The sequence below is a fragment of the Skermanella mucosa genome (assembly GCF_016765655.2).
Taxonomy (GTDB): domain Bacteria; phylum Pseudomonadota; class Alphaproteobacteria; order Azospirillales; family Azospirillaceae; genus Skermanella; species Skermanella mucosa.
Genome location: NZ_CP086106.1, coordinates 2,570,162 through 2,592,103, shown reverse-complemented (window position 1 = coordinate 2,592,103; position 21,942 = coordinate 2,570,162). Strand labels below are relative to the sequence as shown.

The 21,942-nt window shown below is 64.8% G+C and carries 15 protein-coding genes; 9 read left to right on the top strand and 6 right to left on the bottom strand.

The window, feature by feature from the left end; translation table 11 throughout:
- Positions 1–19: 19 nt before the first annotated feature.
- The 7 genes from treZ (at position 20) to JL100_RS11730 (ending at position 9,919) form a co-directional block, all read left to right on the top strand.
- The gene (gene treZ / locus JL100_RS11760; protein WP_228421212.1) at positions 20–1,894 is read left to right on the top strand and encodes a malto-oligosyltrehalose trehalohydrolase; all 1,875 of its coding nucleotides are present in this window, start codon (positions 20–22) and stop codon (positions 1,892–1,894) included.
- 37 nt (positions 1,895–1,931) lie between these two features.
- Positions 1,932–4,115, top strand: a complete 2,184-nt coding sequence (malQ, locus tag JL100_RS11755; RefSeq protein ID WP_202679677.1) for a 4-alpha-glucanotransferase — start codon at positions 1,932–1,934, stop codon at positions 4,113–4,115.
- 170 nt (positions 4,116–4,285) lie between these two features.
- Positions 4,286–4,762, top strand: coding sequence for a bacterioferritin (gene bfr, locus JL100_RS11750; RefSeq protein WP_158045132.1), 477 nt, complete (start codon positions 4,286–4,288; stop codon positions 4,760–4,762).
- A 120-nt stretch (positions 4,763–4,882) separates the two neighbouring features.
- Positions 4,883–9,094 (top strand): DEAD/DEAH box helicase, encoded by a 4,212-nt coding sequence (locus JL100_RS11745; protein ID WP_202679678.1) that lies wholly within the window; start codon positions 4,883–4,885, stop codon positions 9,092–9,094.
- A 26-nt stretch (positions 9,095–9,120) separates the two neighbouring features.
- The gene (locus JL100_RS11740; protein WP_202679679.1) at positions 9,121–9,375 is read left to right on the top strand and encodes a hypothetical protein; all 255 of its coding nucleotides are present in this window, start codon (positions 9,121–9,123) and stop codon (positions 9,373–9,375) included.
- Positions 9,372–9,692 carry a hypothetical protein gene (locus JL100_RS11735; protein ID WP_202679680.1) on the top strand — a complete coding sequence of 107 codons (321 nt, stop codon included), beginning with the start codon at positions 9,372–9,374 and terminating at the stop codon, positions 9,690–9,692. Before JL100_RS11740 ends, JL100_RS11735 begins: the two co-directional genes overlap by 4 nt.
- Positions 9,693–9,709: 17 nt before the next feature.
- Positions 9,710–9,919 (top strand): hypothetical protein, encoded by a 210-nt coding sequence (locus JL100_RS11730; protein ID WP_202679681.1) that lies wholly within the window; start codon positions 9,710–9,712, stop codon positions 9,917–9,919.
- 31 nt (positions 9,920–9,950) lie between these two features.
- Here the strand turns inward: JL100_RS11730 and glgB are convergent, their stop codons facing one another.
- From glgB to JL100_RS11715, 3 genes are all read right to left on the bottom strand, one after another.
- Positions 9,951–12,221: a 1,4-alpha-glucan branching protein GlgB gene (glgB, locus tag JL100_RS11725; protein ID WP_202679682.1), complete on the bottom strand. Its 2,271-nt coding sequence runs from the start codon at positions 12,219–12,221 to the stop codon at positions 9,951–9,953.
- On the bottom strand, positions 12,221–15,535 hold the full coding sequence (gene treS / locus JL100_RS11720) for a maltose alpha-D-glucosyltransferase (RefSeq protein WP_202679683.1): 3,315 nt from the start codon (positions 15,533–15,535) through the stop codon (positions 12,221–12,223). The genes glgB and treS overlap by 1 nt, the downstream gene beginning before the upstream one ends.
- 233 nt (positions 15,536–15,768) lie before the next feature.
- Positions 15,769–16,185 carry a LemA family protein gene (locus tag JL100_RS11715; protein WP_202679684.1) on the bottom strand — a complete coding sequence of 139 codons (417 nt, stop codon included), beginning with the start codon at positions 16,183–16,185 and terminating at the stop codon, positions 15,769–15,771.
- 217 nt (positions 16,186–16,402) lie between these two features.
- Here JL100_RS11715 and JL100_RS11710 point away from each other — a divergent pair, with 217 nt between their 5' ends.
- A complete protein-coding gene (locus tag JL100_RS11710; protein ID WP_202679685.1) occupies positions 16,403–16,615 on the top strand; it encodes a hypothetical protein in 213 nt (70 codons plus the stop codon).
- 72 nt (positions 16,616–16,687) lie between these two features.
- Here JL100_RS11710 and JL100_RS11705 read toward each other — a convergent pair whose 3' ends face one another.
- Positions 16,688–17,146 (bottom strand): ferritin-like domain-containing protein, encoded by a 459-nt coding sequence (locus tag JL100_RS11705; protein ID WP_202679686.1) that lies wholly within the window; start codon positions 17,144–17,146, stop codon positions 16,688–16,690.
- A gap of 209 nt (positions 17,147–17,355) precedes the next feature.
- On the opposite strand from JL100_RS11705, the gene JL100_RS11700 reads away from it, so the two are divergent.
- Positions 17,356–18,195: a universal stress protein gene (locus JL100_RS11700; protein WP_202679687.1), complete on the top strand. Its 840-nt coding sequence runs from the start codon at positions 17,356–17,358 to the stop codon at positions 18,193–18,195.
- Positions 18,196–18,247: 52 nt separating this feature from the next.
- On the opposite strand, the gene JL100_RS11695 is transcribed toward JL100_RS11700, so the two are convergent.
- The gene (locus JL100_RS11695; RefSeq protein WP_202679688.1) at positions 18,248–20,830 is read right to left on the bottom strand and encodes a hybrid sensor histidine kinase/response regulator; all 2,583 of its coding nucleotides are present in this window, start codon (positions 20,828–20,830) and stop codon (positions 18,248–18,250) included.
- Between the two features lie 377 nt (positions 20,831–21,207).
- Positions 21,208–21,891, bottom strand: coding sequence for a hypothetical protein (locus JL100_RS11690; RefSeq protein WP_202679689.1), 684 nt, complete (start codon positions 21,889–21,891; stop codon positions 21,208–21,210).
- Positions 21,892–21,942: the final 51 nt, after the last annotated feature.

The following is a 21,942-nucleotide window of genomic DNA, read 5'->3' as shown; positions in this document are numbered from 1 at the left end:
ATCCCAGGATGGCTCCCCGATGTCCGCCCGCTTTGCCCACTCCATGCCTTTCGGCGCCGAACTTCGCCAGGACGGAACGACCCGCTTTCGCCTCTGGGCGCCTTCACATGCCGAGATAGGTCTTGTCCTCGACGGCCGGACGGATGCTCCCGTGCCGATGACGGCGCGGGAGGACGGCTGGTTCGAAACAGTCACCGACCGCGCGCCGGCCGGAACGCGGTACCAGTACCGGCTGCCCGACGGGCTGTGCGTGCCCGACCCGGCCTCGCGCTTCCAGCCGGAGGATGTCAACGGTCCGAGCCAAGTGGTCGATCCCAACGCCTACGAGTGGCGCACCACCGCATGGCGCGGCCGCCCATGGGAAGAGACGATCCTCTACGAGCTTCACGTCGGCTGCTTCACCGACGAGGGCACCTACGACGGCGTGCGCCGCAAGCTCGACCATCTGGCGAAGCTGGGGGTCACGGCGATCGAGTTCCTGCCGCTGGCCGATTTCGCCGGCCGGCGCGGCTGGGGTTACGACGGCGTGCTGCCCTATGCGCCCGACGATGCCTACGGCGCGCCCGACGCTCTGAAGCGCCTGATCGACGAGGCGCACGAGCGTGAGCTGATGGTCTTCCTGGACGTGGTCTACAATCACTTCGGGCCGGAGGGGAACTATCTCAGCACCTACGCCAAATCGTTCTTCACCGAGCGCCATCACACACCCTGGGGTGCGGCGATCAATTTCGACGGCAAGGACGCGCGCCCGGTGCGCGACTACTTCATCAACAATGCGCTCTACTGGCTCGAGGAGTACCGGTTCGACGGGCTCCGCTTCGACGCCGTCCATGCGATCATCGACGACAGCAAGCCTCACATCCTGACGGAACTGGCCGAGACCGTCCGCGGCCGGATCGAGTCCGGAACGCCCGGCCGCCACGTCCACCTGGTCCTTGAGAACGAGGCGAACCAGGCGCATCGGCTGGGCCGCGACGATGCCGGCCTGCCGCCCCACTTCACCGCCCAGTGGAACGACGATTTCCACAATACCGCCCACGCGCTGGTGACCGGCGAGCGCGCCGGCTACTACGAGGATTTCGCCGACGATTCGCATGGGAAGCTGGCACGCTCCTTGGCTGACGGGTTCGTCTATCAGGGCGACCCCTCCCCCCACCAGGACGGCAAGATCCGCGGCGAGTCAAGCGGTCACCTGCCGCCTCAGGCCTTCGTCAGCTTCCTTCAGAACCATGACCAAGTCGGCAACCGGGCCATGGGCGAGCGGCTGTCGGCCTTGATTTCGCCCGAGCGGCTGAAGGCCATCACCGCGGTGTTCCTGCTGACGCCGCAGGTGCCCATGCTGTTCATGGGCGAGGAATGGGCAAGCGACCGGCCGTTCAACTTCTTCACCGATTTCCACGGCGAACTGGCCGACGCCGTGCGCGAGGGGCGCCGCAAGGAGTTCGCCGGCTTCGCCGAGTTTTCCGACCCGGAAGCGCGCGAGAAGATCCCCGATCCGAACAACGAAGGCACCTTCGAGGGATCGAAGCTCGATTGGGACGCGGCGTCGGCATCGGGCCATGCCGAATGGCTCGACTGGTACCGGACGCTTATCGACATCAGGTCGCGCAAGCTGGTCCCGCGGCTCGCCGGCATCGGCGTCGACAGCGTCTCGAAGGTCCGGGGCAAGACCGCCATCGAGGCCCATTGGCCTTTCAAGGATGGCGGACGGCTGACCTTAGTTGCTAACCTGGGCGACGAACCCGTGGAGGGGCTGGAAGCAGTCACGGGCGACCTGCTGTTCCAGACCGGCCGATCCCAGGACGCCCGGTCGGTCAGCAGCGACCTGGAGTCGGGGCGAATGGGTCCCTGGGCCGTCGCCTGGTACATCACCGAACCGTCCGGGACGGTCTAAGACGGCAACCGGTGGGATTTAGAGGGGAAAGCAGAGCATGAAGGATGGAGCCGATCTGGACCGGCTGGCCGGGATGTTGGGTGTCGAGCCGTTCTATCACGACATCTGGGGAAACCGGCGCGAGATCGGCCCCGCCACCAAACGGGACCTGGTTGAGGCGATGGGTTTCCCGGCCGGCACTCCGGAGGAGGCGGCCGACAGCTTGTACCGGCTGCGAGAGCGGGACTGGCGGCGCATGCTGAGACCGGTCTTCGTGCTTGGCGAATCCGATCCGGTCGAGGTCGACTTCACCGTGCCCGACCGGACCGGCCCCGCCGGGATCACCTGGACCCTTTCGGAGGAGTTCGGTGACGTGCACTGGGGCGAACAGCCCCTGTCAGACCTGCCTGTCGTCGGGGAGGAGACCTTCGACGATGTCCGCTACACCCGGCACCGCCTGACACTGCCCGAGGCCCTGCCCCACGGCTATCACCGGCTGGCGATCCAGTTGAACGTCGCCGACAGCGTCGTCCACGAAGGATCCGCCTGTGTTATCGTGGCGCCGGAAAGCTGCCTGTCTCCCGACGATCTGGCGGGCGGCGACGGCTGGTCCTGGGGCATGGGGGTCCAGCTCTATTCCCTGCGCTCCGGGACGAACTGGGGCATCGGCGATTATGGCGATGCGGGAGCCGCCGCCGAGCAGGCCGCCGGCATGGGCGCGGGCGTGCTGGGTCTCAACCCGCTGCACGCCCTGTTCCCCTCCGATCCCAACCACAACAGCCCCTACTCGCCAAGCAACCGGGGTTTCCTCAACACCCTGTTCATCGACGTCGCCGTCCTGCCCGAACTGGCGGAGAGTCCGGAGGCGCGCTCCCTGATCGAAAGCGCAGACTTCCAGGAGCGGCTCCGGGCCGTCCGCGAAGCGCCGCTGGTCAACTACGGGGCGGTCGCCGACCTCAAGATGCCGGTTCTCGAACTGGTCTTCAAAAGCGCCCGCGAAAACGTCGGACCACGCCGAGATGCCTTCCTGCTGTTCCAGCGGGAAATGGACGAGCCTCTGGTCCGCCAATCCGTCTTCGACGCGCTGCACGAGCATTTCTTCAAGGGCGAGGGTAAATGGGCTTGGCAGGACTGGCCCGAAGCCTACCGCGATCCCCTGAGCAAGGCGGTCGCCCGTTTCGCCGAGGAGCACGCCGATCGGGTCGAGTTCTTCCAGTGGATGCAGTTCGTCGCCGACGACCAGCTCGCCGCCGCGGCCCACCGGGCCCACCGCGCCGGCATGCCGATCGGCTTCTACCGCGACCTCGCCGTCGCCAACCATCCCGGAGGCTCCGCGGCATGGTCGGCGCAGGACGTGATCGTACAGGGAGCCAATGTCGGCTCGCCGCCCGACATGTTCAGCCCCGACGGACAGAACTGGGGGCTGGCGCCCCTGTCGCCGCTCGGGCTGGTCGAGACCGCGTACGAGACCTTCATCCAGTCGCTCCGCGCCAACATGCGACACGCCGGCGCGATTCGGATCGACCACGTGATGGCGCTTCAACACCTGTTCTGGATACCGTCCCGGCCGGATCACGAGGGCGGTGCCTATGTGGCCTATCCGATGCGCGACCTGGTGCGCATCATCGCGCTGGAATCCCGGCGGAACCGCTGCCTGGTAATCGGCGAGGACCTCGGCACCGTTCCCGAGGGCTTCCGCCCGGCCATGCAGCGGGCCGGCATCCTGTCATACCGCGTGCTCTATTTCGAACGGGGTCCCGACAAGGGCTTCATCGCGCCGGAGCACTACCCGCGCGACTCCCTTGTGTCGGTCACCACCCACGACCTGCCGACCCTGAAGGGCTGGTGGAACGGCCACGACATCCGGGTCCGTGCCGAGTTGGGCCAGTACTCGGAGCCCGGCACGCTGGACTCCGAACTGGCCGAGCGCAGGACCGACCGCGAACGGCTGCTATCCTCGATGCGGTGGGTGGGCGTGGTTCCGAAGGAGACCGGTTCCGAGGCGCTGACGGACGAACTGACCGGAGCGATACACGGCTACCTGGCACGCACGCCCGGCCGGATCCTGATGGTCCAGGCGGAGGACATGGTCGGCGAGATCGACCAGCCCAACCTGCCCGGCACCGTCCACCAGCACCCGAACTGGCAGCGCAAGCTGCCGGTCGAGATCGACGGCATCCCAGGGTCCCCGCTCGCCCAGGCCATCGTCCGGGCCATCAATCGCGAGCACGGCCGCGACTGATCGAAGCACTGTCATAATGAGAATGGTTATCGGCGCAAGAAAACGGTCCGTGAGAATAACTTTCAGGTTTTATTTCGGGCCGGTTCGTATATTTAACAGACAGCGAGGTTTACGCATCCCACCCGGGTGCGATCTAGGGGCTGGTCCACAGCGCTTGCACGGAGAAGAAAATGAAGGGCGATCCGAAAGTAATCCGTCATCTGAATACTATTTTGACGAACGAGTTGACGGCGATCAACCAGTACTTTCTGCACGCGCGCATGCTGAAGAACTGGGGCCTTCTGCGGCTCGCCAAGTATGTATATGATGAATCAATTGGCGAGATGAACCACGCCGACTATATCATCGAGCGGATCCTGTTCCTGGAAGGCCTGCCGAACCTTCAGGACCTGCACAAGTTGAAAATCGGCGAAGACGTGCCAGAGATGTTCACCTGCGACCTCGGTGTCGAGAGCCATAACCGCACTTGCCTTCAAGAGGCGATCGCCTACTGCGAGGAGGTCCGCGATTTCCAGACCCGGGAGATCTTCGTCAAGATCCTCGACGAGACCGAGGAACACATCGACTGGCTGGAAACCCAGTTGGACCTGATCCAACGCGTCGGCGCCCAGAATTACCAGCAGGAGCAGATGTTCGAAGCGAGCTGAACGCTCCTCCCGACCTTCTTCACCGCAAGTCCGGCGGCGGTCCCATCCGGGGCCGCCGTTTTGAATTTCCCGCTTTCGGTACCTGTTGATAGGCTGGTCCGTAACCGTTAGCGTCCTGCCATGCAGTACAGTCCCGTCAAGCCCCAGGCCGAATCCCCGGAAGCTCCGCCGCCCGAGGAGCTTTATCGTCTTTATGGCGAGTTGTCGCCTGCCGCCAAGGTCGTGGTTCACCTTAAGATCGTCGCCGGCAGTGGAGCCGGCAATGGTACGCTGTACAAGGCGGTTTCGGCGGTCAAGATTCCGCTACCGGGCGGGAAGACGCTCGGGGCGGGCTTCGTCGGCGAGGTCGTGTCACAGGTGAAGGGCAGCGGCCTGTGGCTGGGACTGAACCAGGAAAGGAACCAGTTCTGCCATGACATGAACATCGCCGCATTCGCGGACCCGATGTGCGGCCTCTACATCGAAGCGGTGGAACGGACCAGCCGCTCAACCTCATACGTCCATTACCAAGCGCACCGCATCCGGGAACTGCGTTTCGTCGTCTACGGGAATTATGACGATGCCATGGCCGGAAGGCTCGTCGAGGATACACCCGGCACCCTGGCGCTCCTGGCGGGTTTCGTCAGCGATGTCACCCTTCGGCCGGAGTGGTTGTCCAGCCGGGCACCTGTCATCCGGGAAGCCTTGCTGTTGGCGAAGCTCGACTTCTTGCTCCGCACTGGGCATCGCCCGCCGGACTTCGACGGTTTCCGGACACAGTTGGAGCAATTGGCCGCAACGAGCCAGGACCCTGGCACCCGCATTTCCCTCGCACGGTTCGCGATCCTGAGAGGCGAACCCGCCGGAGCGATCCAGATCGGGGAGGATCTGCGCCCCAGGACGCGGGAAATCGAGGGAGGGAAGGCGAGCGACCACGGCGTGATGGTGGCCGCCTACAGGCATCTGATCGCGGCGATGGCGCATTTCACCTGCGGGCGCAACACCGAGGCGCTGGCGGGATTCCGCGAAGGCCTGAAACTGTTCCGCAAATCCACCCACAAGCGAAAGATCTTCCTGCCCGACATAGAGGGCCTCCTGGCCATGCTGTGCATCCTGAGGGAAGGAGATTCCGCGCTGATTCCGGAGCTGATGGGCTGGGTGGAGGATGCCGGGCGCGATACCTTCGGAAGCTCGAACCTGGGTGGCGTCGACGCGGCCTGGGCAATGGCCCTTATCGTGCAGGGAAAGGACGATGCGGCTGGAAACGTCCTGAAGAACTCAGCTCTCAATTACAATGCTCCGCTGGCTCGGGCTGTCGAGCCACTTGCCCAGTTCCTGCTCGACCCCACGCCGCTCCGGGCTCGAATGGCCGAGCTCAAGTCGCTGTTCGAACGCTACCGGGACACCTTGCCGCTGATAGCGGAGATCTATGCTTCGCTGCTGGAGAAGCTGGCCAACGACCCCGAACCCTACCGCGAGTTCCTGGGACGGCCCGGCCGCCAGCCGATCATCCGCCTCGTCGATCTGATCAAGGTGAACGATCCTTGGGAACGTGCGCTCGACCATCTCGAGACATTGCTGGCGCCGTCCGCCAATCCCGTCGCAGAGCCCGCCAGGAAGAAGTCGAAGCGCCTGATCTGGCTTCTGGAGCCCGATATCGGCACGATCGAGGTGGTCGAACAAACCGCGAAGGTCAAGGAGGGCTGGAATGCCGGGCGCACGCTGTCGTTCCGCCGTGTCGGCAAGAACGAACCCCCGCTGGAGATGGACGACCACGACCGGCGGGTAGTCGCGACGCTGCGCCATGGCTACGATCGGACCCCTTACTATTACACCGCTATGGAGAGCTACGGCCCCGATCCCTACAAGACGCTCTTGGCACTGGTCGGCCACCCACGGGTTTTCCACGCGGAAGACAGGAGCCGTCAGCTCGACCTCGTCCGCTACCCGGTCGAACTGGTCGTTTCCGAAGCACCTGGCGGCTATCGCATCGCGCTGTCCCACTTCTCCGAACAGCCCGCAACCCTCCTGGAACAGGAGGCGCCGGACCGCTATCGCGTGATCGACGTCTCGGCCGACGTGGTGAAGGTCGGGTCGCTTCTCGGGTCGGACGGCATGGTCGTCCCCCGGGACGGACGAGACCGCGTCGTAAACCTGGTCCGGCGGTCGATCGGCGGGGCGCTGCCGATCCGGTCGGAGATCGACGCCGTGGAGGTCCCTGCCATCGAAGGCGATCCTACGCCCGTCCTCCGCCTTGTCCCGATCGACCGAGGCCTTCGGGTGTCCGCCTTCGTGCTGCCGTTCGGGGATGCCGGGCCGCACTACCTGCCGGGGCACGCAGGCAAATCGGTACTGTCACTGGTCGACGGCAAGACCCAGCGCGCCAACCGCGACCTGGAGCGCGAAACGGCGGAGCTCACGGCCTTGCTGGCCGCCTGTCCCAGCCTTGACGAGCGCGCGGTCGGCGAGATGGAATGGGCGTTGCCGGACCTCTACGACAGCCTCGAATTCCTGTCCGAGGTCCAAGGATACCCTGGAGCCGTCTCGCTGGAATGGCCGGAAGGCGGCCGGCTCCAGGTCACGGCCGCGGCGGCCAGCGCCGGCATGTCGGTCAAGCTGCGGGCCTCGCGCGACTGGTTCCAGGTCAGCGGCGAAGTCCGGATCGACGAGAACCTGGTGATGGACCTGCGGGAGCTGCTGGACCGGGCCGCCCGCACGCAGGGCCGTTTCATCCAGCTCGACGATGGCCGCTTCCTGGCGCTGACGGAGGAGTTGCGCCGCCGCCTGGACCGCTTGGGCGCGCTGTCCGAGGGCGATGGGCGGGGCCGCAAGGTCCACCGGATGGCGGCATTCGCCGTCGCCGAGGCGCTGGAAGATGCCGGGAAGCTCGATGCCGACAAGCAGTGGCGCGACCAGCTGGAACGGATCCGGGCGGCCGGCAGTCACGCCCCCAAGATCCCCTCGACGCTACAGACCGACCTGCGCGACTATCAGGCCGAAGGATTCCGATGGATGTCGCGTCTGGCTCACTGGGGTGCCGGGGCCTGCCTGGCCGACGACATGGGTCTCGGCAAGACCGTCCAGGCCATCGCGGTGATGCTGGAGCACGCTCCCCACGGCGCCATCCTGGTGGTTGCCCCGACCTCGGTCTGCCACAACTGGGCCGCCGAGATCGAACGGTTCGCGCCGTCCCTCTTCGTCCACCAGTTCGCCGCTGTCGGCGACCGCACCGCCCTCGTCAAGTCGCTGGGTCCGATGGACGTGCTGGTAACCAGCTACGGCCTGCTCCATCAGGAGGCGGCACTTCTGTCGGCGACACCCTGGCGGATCGCCGTGCTGGACGAGGCGCAGGCGATCAAGAACGCGGCGACCAAGCGCGCCCAGGCCAGCATGATGCTCCAGGCCGACTTCCGGCTGGCATTGACCGGGACGCCGGTGGAGAATTACCTGGAAGAGCTGTGGAGCCTGTTCCATTTCATCAATCCAGGCCTGCTCGGCTCCCTGGAAAGCTTCCGCAAGCGCTTCGCCCTGCCGATCGAGCGCGGCGACAAGTCGGCCAAGCAGTCCCTGAAGGCCCTGGTCGGCCCCTTCATCCTGCGCCGGACCAAATCGGCGGTGCTGACTGAACTGCCGCCGCGGACGGAACAGACGATCCTGGTCGATCTCGACGACGACGAGCGCGCCCTGTACGAAGCCCTGCGGCGCCGTGCCATGGAGCGGATCGAGAACCTGCCCGACGACGCCTCCGGCCAGCGCAAGATCCACATTCTGGCCGAGATCACGCGGCTGCGGCGCGCCTGCTGCCACCCGTCCCTCGCGGCTCCCGACGCCACCGGGATGGAGGGCGCCAAGCTGTCGCTGTTTCTCGAACTGGTCGACGAGCTCGTGCGCAACCGGCACAAGGCGCTTGTCTTCAGCCAGTATGTCGGCTTTCTGGAGATCGTCCGGAAGGCCCTGGACGAGCGCGGCATCGCCTACCAGTACCTGGACGGTCAGACGCCTCAGCGCGAGCGGGAGAAGCGGGTCAACGCCTTCCAAGCCGGCGAGGGCGATCTCTTCGTGATCAGCCTCAAGGCGGGCGGCACGGGGCTGAACCTTACCGCTGCGGACTATGTCATCCACCTCGATCCCTGGTGGAACCCGGCCGTCGAGGACCAGGCCTCCGGCCGCGCCCACCGGATCGGCCAGCAGCGCCCCGTCACCGTCTATCGCTTGGCGGTCGCCGGAACGATCGAGCAAGGCATCCTGGGCCTGCACCAGGACAAGCGCGAGATGGCGGCCGAACTGCTGGACGGCAGCGAGGCCAGCGCCAAGCTCAGCGACGAGGAGCTGATGAACCTCCTGAGCGGCTGATCCCGGAGCTCAATGACGGCGCTCCGGTGACGCAACTCGTCCTTCATCTGGGCGAACGCGGCAGGGGCAAGCCGGCTGGTATCGGGCATCCCAACCTGAACTTCGCCTATCACGTCCGCCACATCAGAGACCTCGATCCCCAACCGCTGTTCGACAGTCATGCCCCCGGGGATGCGGTGCTGGCAATCCTGTGCGGAAACAACGATATTCGGGGAGCATCCTGGCCCGTGTCGTCCCGCTCGACCGCCGGGCGCGTGATGACGGGACGGCGAAGCTTTTGATCCTCGCCCAGTTGCGCAGGGCGGTGCCGATCGTGAAGGAGGAGCTGAAGTCCATGGCAGTGCAGATCAACGTCGATGAGCATCCCTATCTGCGGGAGATCGCGGCCAGGAGTGAAGCTCGAGGCGAGGTCAAGGGAAAGGCTGGCTCATTGCTCCGGCAGATCGAACGACGCTTGGGCCATGTTCCCCGGTCCGTGGCCGAACGGGTGCATGGCACTTCCTCCGACGACCTCGATCGCTGGATGGATGCCGTACGCGACATTCCGGACCTCGACGATGCCGCTCTCGCAGCGATCTTCTCCCCCTCCCAGCACTGATCGGCCTGGGAACCAACATGCCGGACCCAGCAGTTTACGTCGCCCGCCTGGATGACGGGAGCGGAACGGTACGCGTGCTCGATCCTGACGGCAGGCCGATAGAAGATGATGACGCGGGGTGCCTCGGCGACATGCTGGGGGAACTGCTGGACGAGTTGAACCGGCGCGGATTCGATGCCGCGTCGGCCGTATTCGTCATCAATCGACGGTCGGACGGCGCGCCCTGAACGGGCGCCCCGCCCTTCCGTATCGTCCGGGCTACTGCCGTTCCAGGACCAGCGTGCCCAGCGGCGGCACCGTCAGGCAGATCGAGTAGGGCCGGCCATGGTGCGGCACCTCCTCCGCCTCGGCGCCGCCACCGTTGCCGACGTCGCTGCCGCCATAGATGCCTGCGTCGGTGTTCAGCCGTTCGCGGTAGAAACCCGGCAGCGGCACGCCGACCCGGTAGCCTTGCCGGGGAAGCGGCGTGAAGTTGCTGACCGAGACCACCGGCCGCTCCCTGTCCTTGCCGTAGCGCAGGAAGGCCAGGACACTGTTGTCGCTGTCGTTCGCCTCGATCCACTCGAAGCCCGGGGCTTCGTTGTCCAGTTCGTGCAGCGCGGCGGTATCGCGATACAGGTGGTTAAGGTCGCGGATCAGGTTCTGTACACCCTTGTGGAAAGGATCGTCCAGCAGGAACCAATCCAACCCCTGATTATGGTTCCATTCCCGCTCTTGGCCGAATTCGCCGCCCATGAACAGCAGCTTCTTCCCCGGATGGGTCCACATGAAGCCGTAATAGGCCCGCAGGTTGGCAAACTTCTGCCAACGGTCGCCCGGCATCTTGTTCAGCAACGAGCCCTTGCCGTGTACCACCTCGTCGTGGCTCAGCGGCAGAACGAAGTTCTCGCTGAAGGCATACAGCAGGCCGAAGGTCAGGTCGTGGTGGTGATAGCGCCGATGGATCGGGTCCTTGGACATGAAGCGGAGCGTGTCGTGCATCCAGCCCATGTTCCACTTGAAGCCGAAGCCCAAGCCGCCGAGATAGACCGGCCGCGACACGCCCGGCCACGAAGTCGACTCCTCGGCCACGGTCATGGCGCCGGCATGGTTGGCGTAGACCAGTTCGTTCATCCGCTTCAGGAAGGCGACCGCCTCCAGGTTCTCATTGCCGCCGTATTGGTTGGGCACCCACTGGTCGGCCTGCCGGCTGTAATCGAGATACAGCATCGACGCCACCGCATCCACCCGGATGCCGTCGAAATGGAACTGGTCCATCCAGTACAGCGCGCTGCCCAGCAGGAAGCTGGACACCTCGCGCCGGCCGAAATTGTAGATCAGCGTGTTCCAGTCCTGGTGGAATCCCTGGCGCGGGTCGGCGTGCTCGTACAGGTGCGTCCCGTCGAACATGCCGAGGCCGTGGGGGTCGGTCGGGAAATGGCCCGGCACCCAGTCCAGCAGCAGCCCGATCCCTTCTTGGTGGCAGCGCTCGACGAAGCGGGAAAAGGCGACGGGGTCGCCGTGGCGGCTGGTCGGAGCATACATGCCGATCGGCTGGTAGCCCCAGGATCCGTCGAACGGGAACTCGGTGATCGGCAGCAGCTCGATGTGGGTGTAGCCCATCTCCTTGACATAGGAAACGAGGTCGTCGGCCAGTTCGTCATAGGTCAGGTACCGTATCCCGCCCTCGCCGTCCGGACGCTTCCACGAGCTGAGATGGCACTCGTAGATCGAGACCGGCTTGCCCCGCCAGTCCGTCTTGGCCCGGTCGCGCAGCCACTCCTTGTCGCCCCAGTCGTGGCTGTTCAGTCCCTGGACGACCGAGGCCGTATGGGGCGGCAGCTCGGACCGGAAGGCATAGGGGTCGGCCTTCAACGGCATCAGGCTGCCGGTCGGACCCTTGATCTCGTACTTGTAGCGGTCGCCCTTGGCCACGTGGGGCACGAACAGTTCCCACACGCCGCATTCGTGGCGCTTGCGCATGGGCAGGCGGCGGCCGTCCCAGTTGCAGAAATCGCCGATGACCGAGACGCGCCGGGCGTTGGGCGCCCAGACCGCGAACGCGGTTCCGGCGACGCCTTCCATCTCGTGCGGGTGGGCCCCCAGCCGCTCGAAGCTGCGCAGGTGGGTGCCCTCGGCAAGCAGGTGGACGTCGAGCTGGCCCAACACGGGCGGGAAGCTGTAGGCGTCCTCGAACTCGCCGGTGTGGGTCGCGAAGTCGATACGGAACCGGTAGCGGAACAGATTCTTGCGATCGTCCAGCGTGATGGCCCAGAAGCCGTCGGAATGGATCTTCTCCAAGTCCGCGATCGGCTCGCCGCTAGGGCCGTCGATCAGCAGGACCCGGCGCGCTTCGGGGATGAAGGTGCGGACGGTGACGGCGCCTTCCGGCCCGTCGGTGTGCATCCCCAGGATGCCGAACGGGTCGCCATGGTCGGCCCGGACGATGGCCTCGATCTCCTGACGCAGGACTTCGGCGCTTTTGGCACCCGAACCGTCGGCGGTCCCGGTTGCGGGCTGGCTGGTCGGGTTCTTGGTAAAGGCGGTCATCAAACCTCCCCAGGCTGTGAGCTGGCGGCGTGTGCATCAAGGATGCCGGCCACCCCTTTGATCGGGATGCCCAGCCATGTCGGCCGATTGGCGGCCTCGTAGGCGACTTCGTAAAGCGCCTTCTCCAACGTGAACAGGTCGAGCAGACGTTTTGCAACGCGCTCGTCGGCAGGATAGCTGGGACACCCCAGAATCGCATCGTGGTAGGCGGTGAGGAATGCTCCGGAGGCCTGCTGCTCCCATTCCAGCGCGGTGCCGAGCACCCTGGACCCCGCGTCGGCCTGCATCTCCTGGACCCGCTTCACCGCCGCCCAGGCCGCGTAGTTGAACGACCGGAGCATGCCGGCCACGTCGCGGAGCGGCGCATGCTTGGCCCGGCGCTGGTCGAGCGTCTTGGCCGGCTCGCCCTCGAAGTCAATCACGTACCAGTCGTTCTGGGCTTTCAACACCTGACCCAGATGATAGTCGCCATGGTAGCGCGTCTTGAAGCTGGTGACGCCTCCGGCAACGAGGGAACCGATCAGGTCCAGGCACTCCTGGCGGCGTCCCAGCAGCGATTCGGCCTCGGCAAGCTCGTCTCCGGTCAGCCTCGACCGGGCCTGCTCCAGGCTGCCGAAAGCGCGTTCCGCCTGGCTTCTGGCCTCGTCGATCCACCGCGAGACATCGTCGTCGGTGACCGGTTCCGGCTCGAAGGCGGGGTTGCCGCTCTCCACCGCCAGCGCGCGATGCAGCTCCGCGGTCCGCTGCCCCAGCGTCCCGGCCAATGCCATGTAGAACTCAAGGTCCTCGGCCGCGGACTGTTCGGTCTCCTCGGTGGTGGGGGCGCCCAGCCGGATCTCGTCCAGGTACCGCACCAGTTGATCGACCGTGTAGCTCCAACCGTCGCCCTGGTTTCGCACGAAACCCTGAACGATCATCAGGGCGGTCGCCGTCCCGTCGTCGTCCACGTGGAAGGCGGAGCCCAGCAGCGGCGGCGTGTTGCGGAAATCGGCGACCTCGGTCAGGAAGCGGCCGATCTCCAGTTCCGGATGCTCGCCGCGGACCAGCTTGCGGTAGGCCTTCACCACCATCAGGTCGGCGACCAGGACGGACGTGTTGCTCTGCTCGACGCCCAGCCGACGGATCTCCGGTTCCTCGGGAAGCTCCAGATCCGCCATGCGCTGGGTAGGCTGGAACTGGATCGTGCCGGAACTCGCCTTGACCTGATCGTTGCGCTTGATCGCGTCGACGGCGGCCAGCAGGAAACGGTCCGACTGCATGGCGTCGTACAGGCCGCCCAACCGCGGACCGCGCCGGGCGCGCGCCAGCGTATAGGGCAGCAGGGGCGATGCGGGAGACGCGGCGCTCTCGTCCCAGTTGACCGCCAGCGGCAGGAAGTAGGGATGCGGCTCGTCCACCCCGGACAGCACGACGTCGATGACGCCGAGCATGAAGGTCTCGCCCCGACCCGAAAGCTCCGCGATCGTGCGGACCCGGGTCTCGTTGATGACCTCGTCCTTGGCGCCGAACCAGCGCTGCTTGGGCAGGTAGGTCGGCAGCACGTCACGGGACAGTTCGGTCGCCGCGCGGCCGGTCGGGTTGCGCCAGCCATCGGTGATCACCAGCGTCACGAACTCCGGCATGACTTCCGGAAGCTGCTCGTGCCAAGCCGGTTGCTCGGCGGTGTTGGTCAGACCGAACCAGTAGAAGCCGTAGGCCGGAAGCGTCAGCAGGTATGGCAGGTCGCCGATCGGCGGGAACGTGCTTCGGCCGATCAGTTCGACCGGAACGCAGTTCTTGTGGCGCGCCAGGTCAAGCTCGACCGCCTGGGCGGACCGTGACAGGTTGGCGACGCACAGGATCACTTCCCCCTCGTGCTCGCGCAGGTACGCCAGCACCTTGCGATTGCCGGGATAAAGGAAGCGCAACGTTCCGCGGCCGAACGCCTTCTGCTGCTGACGCACCGCGACCAGCCGCTTCATCCAGTTCAGCAGCGACGACGGGCTGCGCTCCTGGGCCTCGACGTTGACGGCGTCGAAACCATAGATCGGATCGGCGACGGCCGGCAGGTAGAGACGGGCCGGGTCGGACCGGGAGAAGCCGCCGTTACGGTCCGGCGACCATTGCATGGGCGTCCGGACGCCGTCGCGGTCGCCCAGATAGACGTTGTCGCCCATCCCGATCTCGTCGCCGTAATAGACCACCGGCGTGCCGGGCATGGAGAACAGCAGGCTGTTCAGCAGTTCGATCTTGCGCCGGTCGTTGTCCATCAACGGAGCGAGACGGCGGCGGATGCCCAGGTTGATCCGCATCCGCCGGTCCTTGGCGTAGAAGTTCCAGAGATAGTCCCGCTCCTTGTCGGTGACCATCTCCAGGGTCAGCTCGTCATGGTTGCGCAGGAAGACGGCCCACTGGCAGGTCTCCGGGATTTCCGGCGTCTGACGCATGATGTCGGTGACAGGATGCCGGTCTTCCTGGGCGATCGCCATGTACATGCGCGGCATCAGCGGGAAGTGGAACGCCATGTGGCATTCATCGCCGCCCTTGGACAGGTCGCCGAAATAGGGCAGCACGTCTTCCGGCCACTGGTTGGCCTCGGCCAGCAGCATGCGGTCCTGGTAGCCCTCGTCCACGGCGGCGCGGATCTGCTTCAGGACGTCGTGGGTTTCGCTGAGGTTCTCGTTGTTCGTGCCCTCGCGCTCGATCAGGTAGGGCACGGCGTCGAGCCGCAGCCCATCCACCCCCATGTCGAGCCAGAAGCGCAGCACGCTCAGGACCTCGCGCATCACGGCCGGATTGTCGAAATTAAGGTCCGGCTGGTGCGAGTAGAAGCGGTGCCAGAAATAGGCCTTCGCGACCGGGTCCCAGGTCCAATTCGACTTCTCGGTATCCAGGAAGATGATCCGGGTGCCCTGGTACTTCTGGTCGGTATCGCTCCAGACGTAGAAATTGCGGTGGTTGGAGCCCGGCTTGGCGGTCCGGGCGCGCTGGAACCAAGGATGCTGGTCGGAAGTGTGGTTGATGACCAGCTCGGTGATGACGCGCATCCCACGGTTATGGCACTCGCGCACGAACTGCCGGAAATCCCGCATGAATCCGTAGGACGGGTTGACGTTGCGATAGTCCGCGATGTCATAGCCGTCGTCACGCAGCGGCGAGGGATAGAAGGGCAGCAACCACAGCGCCGTGACACCGAGTTCCTGAAGGTAGTCCAGTTTCTGAGACAACCCCGCGAAGTCGCCGATGCCGTCGTTATCGGCGTCGAAGAAGGCCTTCACGTGGAGTTGGTAGATGACGGCATCCTTGTACCAGAGGCGGTCGTTCCGATCGATCATGGTATCCCGGGCTGTTGCAAGGACGTGGGCGCCCGTTGGTTATGGGCTTGGCGGATCTTGGCCGCTCACGGCGTCTCGGCGCGGGCTGCCGGTGCTGGATGAGCGTGCGACTGATCAGGGTAACACGCGAGAACGCTGGAAGGCACAGGTGCCCCCCAGTTTTTGCGGTCTCGTGCTTGCCCGGCCCTTGCTCCCGGCCGTTTCAGTTAAAACTCTCTGGGGTTTCGCTTGGACTAGCGCCTCATCGGCGTAACGGTGGCCGAAGTCCCATCTTCGGTGCGCGGCCGTCCGGCGGAGAGGGTACGGTCCGGAACCAGGAAGTCGATCCGGCGGAAGCCGGCGATGCGACTCAGGAGGATCTGGGGGATCTGTGCGCGATAAGCGTTGTACGCCCTGATTTCCGCATTACAACTTTCCCGGCGGGCCAGCAGATCCTGTTCCGCGCCGGCGAGTTGCGCCAGCATCTGATGGTACTCCGGCGCCCGCCCTGAGCCGTCCGCAAGCCTCTCCAGCAGTTCGGTTCGGCCGAGCGCCCCGGCCTCGACGTTAGCTTTCCTCTCCTGGACCACAAGCAGCAGGTGCTGCAGACGATTGTAGATCGACGCGATGTAAACCACGCAAAGCGTCGCAACGATCAGCGCTACATCCATGTCGGTATCCCCCTGCCCGCGCATCATACCATCGCGTGCGGAGAAATAGAGATAATTTGTTCGGGAATTTTTCAGACCCGGGACCCAAGGGCAACTTGTCGCGCGGTCCGGCACCGGAAGGGCTGCTAGTCTTGGTCAAGGTCCAGATAGGGCCGAGACCCGCATGACCAAAGTTCTGGTCCAATTTCGACAGGCAAAGCTTCAGGAGCGCTGAATAATGGCATCATATATGATCAAGGTCGCGGGCGAAGGGCTGGTGACAAAGGCCCATCGCAGCGCCGATGTCGGCCCGACCAGCGGATCTTCCGTTATTTACGAAATTCTGAACGTTCCCGAAGATGTCACGATCGACGACGTGATCCTGGCGTTCAAGAGCTACAAGCCGCAGGAGAAGGTCTACGAGATCGACTACTCCGCCCTGAAGGCTTGAAGCCTGGGACTCAAGGAACGCCCGGCTGCCGGCCGGCTCGAACTGGGCGGCAGCCGGGCGTCCAAGGACGGATCAAGCGGCCTTGAACCGCGTCACCCATTTCTTCAGTTCGGCGACATGCTCCGCCTCCTCCTCCGCGAACTCCTCCGCCATCATGCGGATTTCGGGGTCCTTGGTGGTGGTCGCGACGTTCTGATAGAAAGCGTATCCGCGCTCCTCGCTGTCGAGTGCCAGTGACAGCGCATATTCCGCGTTCATGAGGTAGTGCGATCCCTCCATGGAGGTGGCCTCCGGGCTCTCGTCGCCCGGCCACACGAAATCTTCCGGCTTCATGTCCGGCAGCTTGTGGAACCCCGCGCGCTTTCGGGCTTCCGCCAGGTGAAGTCGCGAGAAGTGGGCCATCTTGCCGAAAAATTCGGCCACATCCCGGTTGCCGTAGGTCTTCATCGATTCGGCCAGATCGGAGAAACGCGCCGCGGCATCCTCCTCCAGCTTGATCGCATAGGCGAGAAACTCTGCTACATCGTTCATGATCAAACCAGCATGGAGAGTGGGAAAGATGGGTCATGCCCACAGTAGGACCAGAGCCGTCCGCTGTCTCGCCTTGAACCCATCCGGACTGCGCCGCGTGACGATTTGACCTAGCCTGCAAGATGGTTGCATGGCGCCTTGGCTCGGCGGATGATCGTCGCCGGTGAAACCGGTCGATAATCACGAAGGCATCTAGGGGGTTCAGGCACATGAAGAGCATTCTCATTCCGGTCGAGGAAAGCGAACTGCTGGAGTCGGTGCTGGAGACGGCCCTGCTGGTGGCGAGGCGCTTCGGCAGCCACATGGAAGGTCTGCACGTCCGGCCGGATTTCGCCGGGATCATCGCTGCGACCGGCATGGGCGCGCCTTACGTGGTCGAGGATTTCCGGAAAGAGGACTGGGAGAGCATCCAGCGCTCCCGGCTGGAATTCGAGCAGTTCCTGAACCGCAACGACGTCCCCCTGGACGGTGGTGCCGGCAGCGGCCAACCCTGGGCCACCTTCCGGATCGAGGCTCCGCCGGGTGACGATTTCATCGGTCAGCATGCGCGGCTTTTCGACGTGACGGTGCTGGGCCAGCCTTCGCGGGGCGCCACCCCGCCCCGCATGAGCACCCTGGAGGCGGCGCTGTTCGACGGCGGCCGGGCGGTCCTGGTGGCGCCCCCGACGGCCCCACGCCGCCTCGGCCACAACGTGATGATCGCCTGGAACGCGAGCACGGAGACGGCACGCACGGTCGGTCTCGCCCGCAGCTTCCTGGAGCAGGCGGAGCGTGTGTTCGTCCTGTCCGTGGAAGGCGGGGTGGTCGCCGGCCCGAGCGCCGAGGAGGCCGCCCGCTACCTGACCCGGGCCGGCATTCCGGCCCAAGCGATGCACGTTCCGCAGAACCGCGGCGTCGGCGAGACGATCCTGGAACATGCCAAGGCGCTGGAGGTCGACCTGCTGATCAAGGGAGCCTATACCCAGAGCCGCTTGCGCCAGATGATCTTCGGCGGCGCCACCAGCCATATCCTGGCGATGGCCAACATGCCGGTGCTGCTCGCCCACTGACGGTCCGGGCCGACGACGGTTGATGGTCTGAGGATCCCGGACCGGATCGGACTCACTGGGCGCGCGGGTCGCGCTGGAAGCGGATGACGTTCGACGGGCCGCCGGGACCGAGAAGGTCGGCCAGTACGGCGATCAGGTCTGGCGGCCGGTAGGGTTTGCACAGCCGCGCGACACCTGCCGGAATAGCACCGGTCGGCAGGTCGGCATAACCGGAAGCCAGGATGATGGGCAGATCCGGGTGTCGGCTCCGCAGGGCCTCGATCAGGTCCAGCCCGGTCATGCCTGGCATCGCATAGTCGGTGATGATCAGGTCGAACGGGCCGGCGCTGTCCAGGATGTCCAGCGCGTGGCTGCCGTCATGGGCCAGCGTGACGGCATGCCCCATGTCCTGAAGCACCGCCTCGGCTCCCATGCCGACGAGAACATCGTCCTCCACCAGCAGGATACGGCACGATGGCGGAGCCGACACCTCGTTCCCGAGACCGGGGAGGAGCGGCTTGATCGGCATCACCGTCCCCGCGGCCGGAAGGCCGACCGAGATCCGGGTCCCCATGTCGACCTGGGTCAGGATGCGCAGCCAGCCGCCCGACTGCACCGCCAGCCCATGGACCATGGACAGCCCGAGGCCCGAGCCCTTGCCTGGCTGCTTCGTCGTGAAGAACGGTTCTATGCACGACCGCGAAGTCTTCTCGTCCATCCCGCAACCGTTGTCGGAGACGGTCAGGCAGACGAAGCCGGCGCGCGGCTGGCCGGGATCATCGCGATCGGCCGGCTGGTGGCGCAGCGAAATGGTCAGGACGCCGCCCTCAGGCATCGCGTCCTTCGCGTTCAGCACGAGGTTGAGCAACGCCAGTTCGAGCTGATTGGCGTCGACCCGGACATTCGGCAGGCCGTCGGGCAGGTCGAACACCGTGCGAATACCGACCCCGACCGATCGCTCCACCAAGTCCTTCATGCCCCCGACAAGGTCGCGCAGGTCGATCACCTCGGGCCGCAGATCCTGTCGGCGGGCGAAAGCCAGCAGCCGCTGGGTCAGGGTGGTGCCGCGCTCCGCCGCCTGGATCGCGCTGTCGGCGAACTGCCGCACCCGCTCGTCGTCGGGCAGGCGTTTCCGCAGCAGATCCAGGTTGCTCAGGATCACCATCAGAAGGTTATTGAAGTCGTGGGCGACGCCGCCGGTCAATTGGCCCAGCAGTTCCAGCTTCTGAGCCTCGTGAAGCTTCGCCTGAGCGGCTTTCAGGTCTGAGATGTCGCGCCCCTCGGCCACCAGCAGGACGGTTCTGCCCTGCTCGTCGGTGACGCCCTTCAGCGAGAAATCGATCAGTACCCTGCGGTCGCCCACTCCCGTGATCTCGGCCTCGTAACGCACGAACTCACCCCCCGCCGCCTGGGTGATCGCCTGCCGCAGTTTGTCCGCAGCGTCTCCGTCCGGCCGCCACCAGGGCGTTTCCCAGAACGGCATTCCGATAACGTCATCCTGGCTCAGCCCGCCAAAATCCAGCGCCGCCCGGTTGATCTCCAGGACGGTCCCGTCGGGCCTGAGCAAGGTTATGTACTGGAACATGGAGTTGAAGATGCCGCGGAAGCGCCTTTCCTCCTCCCGCATCCTGTCGTTGGCCGCACCGAGTTCGCGTGTGCGCTCCTCGACCTGCCCTTCCAGCCGGCGTCCCGAAAGGGCAAGGGCATCGTTGGACATCGTGAGTTCCTCACGCAGGATGGCCTCGCGCCGGCTCATTCGCAGCGACACCGCCGTCAGCGCGGCAAGCCCGAACAGGAGGAGGGCTATCTGCCAGGCGCTCTGGTGAAGGCTCTCGCGGAACGGGATCATCGCATTGGAGACCGGTACGCTTGCGCTGACGATCACCGGCCAGGAAGCGTGCCGCCGGAAAGAGAAGATCCGGTCCCCCCTGTCGAACGGGGATTGTGCGCGGAAGGTACCGGATTGCCCGGCGAGAAGCGACCAGAAGGCCGAGTGGTCCCTGTAATTCCGGCCGATCTCCTGGGGCGTCATGCCCGTCCGGGCGATGACGCCGCCGTCAAGGTTCCAGACCGTCAACTGGACACCGGTCCCCAGGTCGCTGGTCAGCGGAACCTGCTCGAAGAAGGTCGGCCGCATCGAAATTTGCGCGATCCCGTCAAGGGATCCTTCGTTATCCCGGATCGTACGGGAGTAGGTGAACAGGATCTCCTCGGGAAACCGGCCGATCAGGGCCTCGCCGATATGGCTTTCCGCTCCGGCCAGATGGTCCCTTAGCCAGGCGCGATCAGTGAAATCGCCCGAGGGCGCAGGGAACTGCGTGGTCAGCAGCGCGGGAGCACCCTTGCGGTCGACGACGAAGATCTGCGAACCGGCGATCCGGCGCGCCAGATCGCCCAAATAGCGGTGCGGCTCCAGGCGGTTGCTGATCTGCTCGACGCCGCCCTTCTGCCGGACGTAGCGCACGACCTCCAAAGCGATCAGGTCGCTGGTCTCGAAAATCCGGTCGATGTATTCCTCGGTCATGCGAGCGAGATCGCGACTCGCAGACTCGGCCCTCGCAAGTTCGCGGTCGTACTCCGACCACAGCCACACCGCCCGCATGCCCACCACGCTCAGCGCGCAGAACGCCGCCATCGTCACGATCAGCAGTTCCATGCGCCGCCGGCTCAAAATTCTGCTACTCCGTCAGGGATGCGACGTTACCTTAGTGATAATACCATCGCATCCCTGCCGAAGGAACGGAGCATAGTCATTGAAAGACATCATTGGCGGTTTTTTACTTCGGAGCCGGCTCATGGCTGTCCGTTACTGACCGTACGATCCATCATCGATCCCGACCGGACTTCTCCGGCAGGCCCGACACCGATGGCGTTGCGCTACCGCGGGTCGCGAAAGTGTGCTGAATGGGCGACCGACACCCATCAGGGGGCAAGTGTCCCTGGAATGCGACCAAAATGGCTTGTCGGACACACATCAAAGGCAGGGACTCAAGAGACCCAGTCCAGGCATTCCGGTATTGTCCGAACCGATAGTCAAGTCCCCGCCGGATTTCCGATCGAATCTGCTGCGGTCTTCAGCATCCAGGTAAACCAGAGGACGATGCCGGTGAACTTGCACCCGTCCTCCACGATATACAGAACGAGATCGGTCTGCATCAAGCCCAGGCCATTCAGAAGTGCCGGGTTGTCGAAGACGACGCTGCCGGCGAGGAAGCCGACCGAAGAGGCAAGCAGGATCGGATTGTTGCGGATCAGGAAACGGAAGAACGTCATGGCGAATGCCGCCGCCAGAAACAAGTATCCCACCTTTATATAGCGCTCCCGAATGCCCAGTCCTTTCGGCAACACCTGCTCATGGAGCATGAAGGCGTCGTCAACCAGCAGAAGCAGCGTGAGAACACCGGCGATCCCGAAAAAGCGGCCGGCCTGCGCATCCCCTGCGCCGCGGAGCACTGTGGCCGCCAGGGCGGCGACCCCGGCAGCGGCGGCCCAGGAGAACAGGCCAAGGGTGGAAATCATCCCGAGGAATGGGTCATAACCGATGATGTCGGCCGGATCGTTGAGAAGCTCTCCGTAAGTATACCCATTCTGGAGAAGTGCCAATGTGACGATGATCGCCGGAACCGAAATACCTACCGCCAGCCATCGACGCGACGTGTCGCCGCTTGCAGTAATATTCAACGAGCTTCTTGAGCTGTTCTCCGAAATCGACGCCACCGCCCCATCCTTCACGATTGGTTTGTTAATCAATCATGATGGTTTTATGAA